The sequence below is a fragment of the Roseburia sp. TF10-5 genome (genome assembly GCF_003462365.1).
Taxonomy (GTDB): Bacteria; Bacillota; Clostridia; order Lachnospirales; family Lachnospiraceae; genus Roseburia; species Roseburia faecis.
In genome coordinates this window covers 243577-253057 of the sequence record NZ_QTYW01000004.1, presented here as the reverse complement: position 1 = coordinate 253057, position 9481 = coordinate 243577, and the positions used below count along the sequence as shown (strand labels likewise).

Genomic DNA, 9481 nt, shown 5'->3' with positions numbered 1-9481 from the left:
CCGATACTGTAGTAAAATGCTGGCATCTATCATCTATAATTATGGCAAATTTTGTGATGATTTTAAATCCACCCTGAAACTAGGCGCTTACAAAAGAAGGTAGATTTTCAATCAAATCCCTAGTATAACAAGCCGCCACCATTGCTGCATATTCTTGCCAAAGATCATTTTTATAAGCATCACAATAATCACAAATTCCTCTTATAACCAAATATCCTACTCCACTTTCCCATGTAGCATCTGCAATACCGGACGCTTCCATTTCAACTGCCCTGACATTATATTTTTCTTTTAACCTTTGTCTTTTTTCGTAGCTTTTAAGCAGGTTATTTGCTGAAGCAATATTCCCATAAAAGATTTTAGGATATCGATCTCTGCTTCTATCCTTAGGATGTGCAATTATTTTTCCTGTAGCATCATGTAATTCATCTTTACATCTCGGTTTCTTAAATTTCTCTATTGCATATGTATCAATAAAAGATTTCCAATTATATATGTTTTCATATTCTTTCGTTTTCATAACATTTAATGCTTCCAATAATTTAGCGGAAGGCATTGCAGCAGATGATCTACAAATTACCTCCTCACTTGTTTCTTTAACAAAATCATACTGTACTACTCCCTCTGATACAACAATATCTCCCAGTCTTACATGTTTACTAATATCATATGGATCTGGTATTCCACCAGCAATTCCTACCATAATAATAGATTCAATATACGGAAACTTTTCTTTCATCGTAATAGCTCGAATCGAAGCTTTATTATTTCCCATTCCACACATTCCCAAAGCAATTTGATGCATCCCCCCATTGGCACTTTTTACTTTTCCCACATAAAAACGATTTCCTGCCCCATTGCTTTCAAAATGATATTCTTTTACGTTTTCTAACATTTTTTTAACAGCAGCACATTCCTTAGGAAGTGCTGTAATAATGCCTATTTTTACATCTTTAAATTCGTGCATTATATTTTTTCTCCCATTTATATCATATTTTTCATTGTTTTGATATGATTGGATTATGTCGTTGTTCCTTTTCATTTTGTAATATTCATAAAGAAACTTTTCATACTTTCCCATAATCTGTTCCATGACCCCTGAAACAATTCCCATCATCGGAAACTTTGTATAGTCCAGATATTCACTTGTTGATATAATCCTTTGTTTTTCAATACTTTCGCTTAGAGCAGCATACAAAACACTTGGATGATCTTCAATAACTTCTCGTACATTTTTATGATATTGATCTTTTTGTACTGTAAACTCATCCAAAAAACATTTTTTTATATTGCAGTTTAACAACTTGTCCTTTAACTTTCCCACAAAAGTGATATAGAAATTTTTAAAATATATAAAGTATATTGATTCTCTCAGCTTAATTAATTCTGATGAGTTCATTTTTAGAACAGCACTTTTAATTTCAGGAATTAGTGACAAAAAAATATCAAATATATTTGTATCCAAATAATTTACTTCATATTTATAATCCTGTTCAAAAAATATAGGGTAATATTTTTTTATCGGGTTATTTACATATGCCGTATTATATAATTGAGAACAACTCTCATCATACGCATCCATAAGAATAATTCTAGTTAAAGTCATATACTCTTTTAAAGTATTGTTTTCATCTAAATATTGGATATATTCTGGCAAAATTGCAAATTCTTTAAGTTGTACTGCTTTTATCAAGGGTTCCAAAGCCGTCTGCACTTTTTTATGATCATAAAGTTTATTATATATGCGTTTATACAAACTACCATTTTTATTGCATTCTTTTAAAGTAGTATTTGCAAGAGTATCCAGCTGTTTTCCAAACCTTCGATATGGAATGAATTCTGTCGTTTTTTCTGTTAATTTCTTTCTATATTCATCATCATGATAACATTGAAACTCTTTTTCTCCAAGAAAAGTCTTTGCTTTTTCCTCAGCATCTTCCTTAAAATTTTCCTTAAACATATTAATAGCATATTGCGCTATGGGTTGTCCACCATTTAAGTCCACCGGCAAAAATAATTCAATATATTCTTCTGTTATTTTTCTAATTATTTTTGACTGGTAAAAATGTCCGATAGGTTGAATAACCTTTTTCGAAAGTAAACAACTATAAATAAAATGTTTTCTCACTTCCCCATATAAATCAAAATTCTTCTTATCTAAAAGCGCAATACGTTGTGATTCATAACTTCCAGACAAAAAAAGCGTATCTTCTATCATATTTTACTCTTTTCTATTCCAACTAATCCATTTGTTTTGAAACTCATTTAATATACCATCTAAGCATAATTCCTCATCATTAATTACACTTCGATATATCTTTTTCAAACATAAGAATTGTATTCTTCTTAAAGTAACTATTTTTTCCTTTTGTTCCTGTCTCATCTTTTCTGTGTCTACTTCTCCTCTATATGCATTTTGTAATTGATAGGCATAAGCATCTAAATTTATGTTTTTATATAATTCATAAATTTTTTGTATTTTGCTATCCTTAAAAACATATTTATACTCCAAATTATTCAAGTCAAATTCCAACTCTTTTTCAGCACAAAATTTCTTCTCAAATTCGGTATCTGTTTGAATTCGTAGTCTCTTTATAAAATTTGACCCCCAATTATATATTTCAAAATCTTCGATAAATTTTATATTTTCCTCTAACTCTTCTACTGTCATTTCCGGATCAAATAATATATAGCCCAAATCAATATCAGTTTTTATTTTCTTTACTTTTTTCATAACTTTTTCATTGATATTTTTAGTTGCGCATTTATTATATCTTTTCAATTGTTCTGTTGAACCTGATTCAATCCCGATAAAAATCTCTCTTAGCCCAATATCAGAAAATCGTTGAAGCAATTTAAAAATTTTTTCATCCAAAATATCTATCGGCTTTACAGAAATAAAAAAATTAACATCTTTTAAAATTTTATTATTATTTTTTTCTCTTTCAATTTCTTCAATCATTTTCTCCAAACGTAATACATTATTTCCAATAAAATCCTCGTCTGTGAAATATATAGATTTAATCCCTGCATATGCTAATTCCTGAATTTGTTCAATAATTTGTTTTATAGCTATTTCTCTCCAAAAAGTTGAATTATATTTATACTCCACACAACAAAAATTACACTTTCCCCAACTGCAACCTCTACTTCCCTCTATACGTGCAATTCCTTTATTCTTAATAAGAAAATCATTAAAAACCCGAAGTGGTTTAATATAATTCTTCAAATCTGCGCTTTTCCTTTTTGTTGTAATTATCTTTCCTCCATTCCAAAATGCAAGATTATTAATTTTTTCTATTTTCAGGTTTTTCTGGAATAAATCCTTTATAATTTGCACATATACCTCTTCACCTTCTCCTATCATACAAAAAATATCTTTATATATTTTCAGTAAGTATTCATATCCATATGTAGCTACGACATTTCCAACAAATATCATCGGTTTATAGTTCAGCGTCTTAATCATTTTGTAAATATGATCAAATATTTCCATTCTTCCTATATTCAAGCTTATGCCTATAATATCAAAATTATCTTCTATTTTTTTCGGAACACCATCCCGATTATACCATAGCAATTTAACATTAACCTTTGAATTAAATTCATTTAAAATTTTTGCTCCTATTACCTCAATTCCTAATGGCTCATTATTTTCGTTTCTGGAATCCCCAGTATCATATAACAGTATTTTTATCATTTAAATCTCCTTATATATATTTGATATAGTCGGTTCGTCCTGATTCTGATATTCTCCCTCATAATATTTCGCTTCCCCAACTACTGTTAACCACATAATTTGTCCAAACAAAAGATCCGGATATATTATTGTAGGTTTTTGAACTGTAATTTCTAATGTAATATTTCCAAAAAATCCTTGTTCAATAATATTTGATGTCATATGATTCGTAATAAATTTTCTTCCTATAGAGCTTCTTCCTGTAATTAACCCAACATACTCATTTGATCCAATCTTCTCTAATGTTTTTCCTAAATAACATTCATTTGGATACAATATAGTTCCTTTATTTTGTAAAATAATTTCTTCATATGTATCCTTCCATTTCAAATCCAAAATTGAACTCTTGATTCTTATTAATTTATTTGCCAATCTATAATTATATGAATCACAACTAATATTATTTTTATCAAAAGGTGCGATCAATATTTTTCCATTTATCACTTCTTTCATAATTTCTTTACCTGTTAAAACTCCCCATTTATCTTTTATCATTTTAGTTTCCTCCTTAAAATAGATATTGATAAAGGACCAAAACAATATGTTTCAGTCCTTTTATCACATATACATAATTCTATTCTTCTAAAATATCTTGAAAAAATACTGGATAATTTTTTACAAATAATTGTAACAACATGCATGCAACTTCTCTAAATTGAGGATGTGCTGCTTTTGCAGTTCTCAATTTCAAAAAATTCCTCCATCCTCTTAAATTCATAGTAGCGACAATCTCTGTTTTTAAAGAATTTGGCAAAACACTCCTCGCTTCTTGCGGAGAAGCTCCAAGCTTAATCATTTTAAAATAACTATCTTCTGCATTTTCCATCGCCTTAAGCCAAATATCATATTTTTTTCTATCTATTTCATTATTCAAATCATATTTGAATCCACTTGCAATATCAATACATGTTATTTGCTCACCATACTTTTCTTTAGAATAATTACAATATCTCGTACTCTCTTGTGAATAACTTGCAATTCTATGTCTCACAATTTCATGAGATACTCCCCTATCACAAATAAATCTCACACTAATGCTTTCATGCTCAATCACGGATTCATGACCACGTTTTATGATTCCCTTTATAAACATTTCTGCCGAACCATCTTTTATCTTATCTTCACTTTTATAACATACCCTTCCTATTTTTTCAATTTTTTTTAGCATTTCCTCATAACTATTATTACTAATCAGTTCTACGTTTGCATTTTCTATTAACATTTATCTTTCTCCTTTTTGTCTAATATATCCTCTTTCATCTTATAAAAGAGCATTCTATAATTTTCCAATAAAAAATCATTTTCAATTATATTCAAAGCTTCTTCATACAATCTTTTTACTTTATCATCATGTTCTATTTTACTATATGCTATACATAGTGACAACATCACTTTAATTGTACTCTCATCATCTTTCAAATCCTTAAATAATTCAATCGCACTTTCATAGAGAGTAATCGCCTTATTGATCTGGTTTTGTGAATCATATACTATAGCCTCATTCACATAGCATACTGCCAACTCCCTTCTCCACTTTTCTCCATTACCTTTTAAATATAATTTTCTGCATAATTCCTCCGCCATCCTCAATGATTCTATTCCTTCAGTAAGCAGATTCTTTTTTCTATAGCATAAAGCTAGTAACTTACATATCTTAATTCCTTCTTCAGAATAAATTTCTCTCTTATCATTTATTGTGGTAAGCGCCTGATTTAAAAATCTAATAGCAACATCATACTCTCTTTCCGTTATAGCTTCCCGTGATTCTTCAATTTTTTCTAACAAATATAGCCCTATTTTTCCATCATACATTTATCTTTCTCTCCAATGTTATTTTATAATTTACGCATTTGTGAGTCCCTTAAATCGCATAAATGTAGTATTTTATTAATAAAAATAACCTCTTCATAGGATATAATCTAGCCATGAGCAAAACTCCACATACTCAGTATTTATGCATGTTTGCGAGGCATGGCAACCTCTTTTATCACTCCAAATTTATAGTAACAATCAGCTCCAAATGGTATAATTAAGTTGTCAAAATCAATTCACCGAGAGGAGCTGATTGTTATCTATCGTCAAGAAATTTTGAAAGACATCCGTCTTTTCACTTCACAACCAGTTGCAAAGTTTTACGATTCACTTTTTCTGAATCTCGATTTATCCTTTGTCCCTGAATTCCCTAAAACCGGACGAAAAGGCTTTTCCAATCATGCCATGATTTGTTCGTTTATCGTTATGAAATGTGAAGGCTTTTCAATGATTACGGATCTTGTTGATTATCTTAACAACAACCTTCTAATCGCCCATTACTGCGGTTTTGATATTTCTGCTCCGTTGCCTTCTTACTGGACGTTTGATCGTTTTCTAAAACAGCTTGATAACGATGTACTTTCATCCATTATGAAATCCCAAGTTCTTTATCTTTCAAAACAAGGTATTGTTGATACATCTTTTATTGGTTTGGACTCTACTCCGATTGCTGCAAACACTTCACAGAATAATCCTAAATCTTTTCTATCCAACAAATTTAAGCCTGATAACCAGCCCAAAGCAGATACTGATTGCAAACTTGGCGTACATACTGCTTCTAACCAAACAAACGAGAAAAAGTATGAATTCTACTTGGGTTACAAAAAACACGTCCTTGTTGACTGTATTTCAGGTCTTCCCATTTATGAACTGACCACTACCGCCAATGTCCATGATTCCACTGTTGCGCTTGATATTTTGGCTGACACACATACCTTTCTGCCGATAACCGAATGTACCTTCCTTGCTGATAAAGGCTATGATGTTAAAAATATCTATAATCAGGTACAGGAACTCTACCAAGGCGAATGTATTATTCCATTAAACAAACGATCCACCAAAAATCCAAAACTTCTTCCACAGGGAAATCCTGTCTGCGATGCCGGGCTTGCCATGTGGAAGGATGGTAAATTTTCTGATAATGGACGTACACGCCAAAAATTCTGCTGCCCACTAAAATCAAGCAAAGACGCTGATTGTCCCTGCCATCACAAAAATTTTTACAACGGCAAGAAGCATCGCGGCTGTACAAAATACATCACCATTCCCGATGATTTAAGACTCTCCGTCGACAGAGACAGCAAATATTTCAAAAGTAATTACTCTCTTCGTACAGAATGTGAAAGATACAATTCACGTTTCAAAAATACAGGGCAGGAACGTATGTGGGTAAGAAATAAATCATCTGTTACCAACTTGAATACAATTGCCCATATAAGTCTGTTAGCGGTTGCTGTTGCGGCAATCACCACCGGCACAGGGCAATCCTATCGTAAGCTTAAAGCTGTAAAGCGAATCGCATAATAAAGAGCTATTCATATCTCCCCATTTGCGTAGGTTCTGGACTTACGTCAGCTTTGCTATGTCATAAATTCCCATTCTTTCCGATTTACAAAAGCTAACTGCCAAATCCAACTTTTAAATCAATTCGTTTTGCTCATCTCTCGATATAATCAATAAAGTTATCTAAAAATAAACCAATATCCATAAAAGCAACTATTTTAGTATTATAATACCATATAAACAACTTTTTGGGCAGATATTTTTAAAGATTGCCAAGATTTATTTGAAAATAATAAATTCAATGCTTGTATCATTAATATTTAATATCTGCCTGCGGCTCCCCTCACTTAAACAAAGCGAAATTCCTGCATGTAGCTGCATAAATCCCAGAACCTTTTCTGTTCTGTTCATAGCAACTGGTTTCAATATTCCACCGGAAAGCATATAAAAACTGGGGAAGATATTTCATCCAGCTGCTTCCCGGCCGGTTCAGGAGGGCTTTTTCCTATCATGCACAGAAAAACTGTGCTGAAAAAAGACCGTTTTGTCCCACCTGTTTTCGCTGTCGCGGTGACATAGGCAAGGACTTCCCTTGTACCGAAAAGTTTGGTAAATACACAGTGTACACCTATATAATAATCACCGATTTTTCATCTGACAATGCAAAATCGTATTCTATGGAAAGTCGTATTTCCAACGATGGAAACAAGATTTTGTTTCATGTACAGATGTCACAAAGAATAATGCCATTCCGTTTCTGTGAAAATTCAGGCATGACGTAACGCACCATAGAAGCTACAAGTTCCAACTTGGATTCTTTTTCTGTCACATCCGGTATCCCAAAAGTACTGCAAGATAAGAGAGTTTAGCGTGGTTCCAGACCGGCACACAAAACATCAAGCTTACGAAACAGTGACCATTGAAGTAATTGAACCATTGTGCTCAACATGGTCGAAAAGCTTTGACACATTTTCAAATTTTACGCCAAATTTTGTAACCATCGTGTCATCTATACAAAGAAATACAGACTGGGACTGCAAAGAATCCGGGATAAGCGTAAATCCTCAACCACAAGTACCTTATCATGATATCATATTTTTGAGAAAATGTCTCTTGTATCGTATAACTCGAATCGCACGATTCGCGCAATTCGCCCAATAAATACTCGGAGGTATCTCTCATAAACACGAAACAAAAATTACACCAGCTTCGTATGAACGAATGGACTACCCGTTTTTCAGATCAGAAAGCAAGCGGGCTGACTGTCAAAGAATGGTGTAATCAAAACAACTTATCCATTCACACTTACAACTGCTAGAAGCATGCTCTGAAAGAAGAACTCGCCAGTCAGGTTCTCCCGGACATTGTTCCAATCGTTATCCCGGAAATGTCTGCATCTCCTGCTCCGTAAGCGATGAATAACACACCGCCTACCATATTCCAAAATTCAGTTAAAACAGTAAACGACTACCATTTACTTTAGGTTTCTCTGCTATCTATATGGCAGGGAAATTCTGTTTTCCGGGACATTGGATTCCACATCAATGATTCCTGAACACTCCTCCTTTATAAAATCATTCCATGTCATCAGTTGTTCTATGCCTGCGGACGGGTTCATATAATCCGGCATATACAGCAGTACCGTATAGAGATATTGGAAAATATTCAGGTTGTTTGCTTTTGCTGTTTCCACAATGCTATATATTACTGCACTGGCCCCGGCTCCAGCCTCTGATGTGTGGAACAGAAAGGCTTTACGCCCAACTGCATAGCTTTTGGCTTTCCGTTCCGCCCGGTTGTTTGAAGAAACTTCAGCTTTTTACGTCTGGCTGCTGGGACTGCTTCAAAGAACTTTCGTCTTGCATGTGCAAGGCAGCAGACCAGTCCGACATCTTCCAGTCTGTTCTGTGAAGTTATACTCAGCATTATGAAGTCATGCACAGCTATCCCCGGACAATGGTCCCCACGATCTCACATCTGTGGATATCTTCCGCCAGCAGCCTGTTCCAGCTGAAGGAAAATTTTTCAAAATCTACATGTTGCACAAATCAGAAATTCCTGCCTTGTCAGAGACCTGACTTCTGAAGCATTGCGGGGCCATTGGAATTTTCCATTGTCCAGACGCTTCTGCAGGAATACAAACCCATCCCGGTCAAAATAGAGGGCTTTCATTGTATTCTTTTTGCGTCTACAGAACAGAAAGACCACATTGGAAAACGGCTCCATCTGGAAGTTGTCCCTAATGATGTCCATGAGCCCGTCAAAAGACTTTCGCATATCCGTCCGGCCTGTAACCAGATAGATTTTCTGCACCCGGGGTCAGATCGCCGATCAAAGTTTCCGCAGAGCGGATATCGTATGATAAATCATGTCTCTGCTGGAATGATTATTGACTGCAACTTTACAGCCGTTAATTATAACCACCAG

The 9481-nt window shown here is 33.5% G+C and carries 10 protein-coding genes; 2 read left to right on the top strand and 8 right to left on the bottom strand.

Annotated features, from left to right (window positions below):
• Positions 1 to 79: 79 nt before the first annotated feature.
• The 5 genes from DXD06_RS06440 to DXD06_RS06420 form a co-directional block, all read right to left on the bottom strand.
• Positions 80 to 2218 carry a 5'-methylthioadenosine/S-adenosylhomocysteine nucleosidase gene (locus DXD06_RS06440; protein ID WP_117831073.1) on the bottom strand — a complete coding sequence of 713 codons (2139 nt, stop codon included), beginning with the start codon at positions 2216 to 2218 and terminating at the stop codon, positions 80 to 82.
• Positions 2219 to 2221: 3 nt separating this feature from the next.
• A complete protein-coding gene (locus DXD06_RS06435) occupies positions 2222 to 3700 on the bottom strand; it encodes a B12-binding domain-containing radical SAM protein (RefSeq protein WP_117831072.1) in 1479 nt (492 codons plus the stop codon).
• Positions 3701 to 4234, bottom strand: a complete 534-nt coding sequence (locus tag DXD06_RS06430) for a dCTP deaminase (RefSeq protein ID WP_117831071.1) — start codon at positions 4232 to 4234, stop codon at positions 3701 to 3703.
• 79 nt (positions 4235 to 4313) lie between these two features.
• Positions 4314 to 4961 carry an FAD-dependent thymidylate synthase gene (thyX, locus tag DXD06_RS06425; protein ID WP_117831070.1) on the bottom strand — a complete coding sequence of 216 codons (648 nt, stop codon included), beginning with the start codon at positions 4959 to 4961 and terminating at the stop codon, positions 4314 to 4316.
• Positions 4955 to 5551 (bottom strand): tetratricopeptide repeat protein, encoded by a 597-nt coding sequence (locus tag DXD06_RS06420; protein WP_117831069.1) that lies wholly within the window; start codon positions 5549 to 5551, stop codon positions 4955 to 4957. Before DXD06_RS06420 ends, thyX begins: the two co-directional genes overlap by 7 nt.
• A 222-nt stretch (positions 5552 to 5773) precedes the next feature.
• Between DXD06_RS06420 and DXD06_RS06415 the strand changes: the two genes are divergently transcribed.
• Both DXD06_RS06415 and tnpA read left to right on the top strand, forming a co-directional pair.
• Positions 5774 to 7075 carry a transposase gene (locus tag DXD06_RS06415; RefSeq protein WP_117831068.1) on the top strand — a complete coding sequence of 434 codons (1302 nt, stop codon included), beginning with the start codon at positions 5774 to 5776 and terminating at the stop codon, positions 7073 to 7075.
• Between the two features lie 1192 nt (positions 7076 to 8267).
• Positions 8268 to 8372 (top strand): IS66 family insertion sequence element accessory protein TnpA, encoded by a 105-nt coding sequence (gene tnpA / locus DXD06_RS18100; protein WP_442969665.1) that lies wholly within the window; start codon positions 8268 to 8270, stop codon positions 8370 to 8372.
• Positions 8373 to 8546: 174 nt separating this feature from the next.
• Here tnpA and DXD06_RS17460 read toward each other — a convergent pair whose 3' ends face one another.
• The 3 genes from DXD06_RS17460 to tnpB form a co-directional block, all read right to left on the bottom strand.
• Complete coding sequence (locus tag DXD06_RS17460; protein ID WP_243000889.1) at positions 8547 to 8747, bottom strand: transposase domain-containing protein; 201 nt, start codon at positions 8745 to 8747, stop codon at positions 8547 to 8549.
• A gap of 11 nt (positions 8748 to 8758) precedes the next feature.
• Positions 8759 to 8980 carry a hypothetical protein gene (locus tag DXD06_RS17455; protein WP_243000886.1) on the bottom strand — a complete coding sequence of 74 codons (222 nt, stop codon included), beginning with the start codon at positions 8978 to 8980 and terminating at the stop codon, positions 8759 to 8761.
• A 99-nt stretch (positions 8981 to 9079) separates the two neighbouring features.
• Entirely contained in the window at positions 9080 to 9367 is a 288-nt protein-coding gene (gene tnpB / locus DXD06_RS18095; RefSeq protein ID WP_117831067.1) for an IS66 family insertion sequence element accessory protein TnpB, read from the bottom strand.
• Between the last annotated feature and the right edge of the window lie 114 nt (positions 9368 to 9481).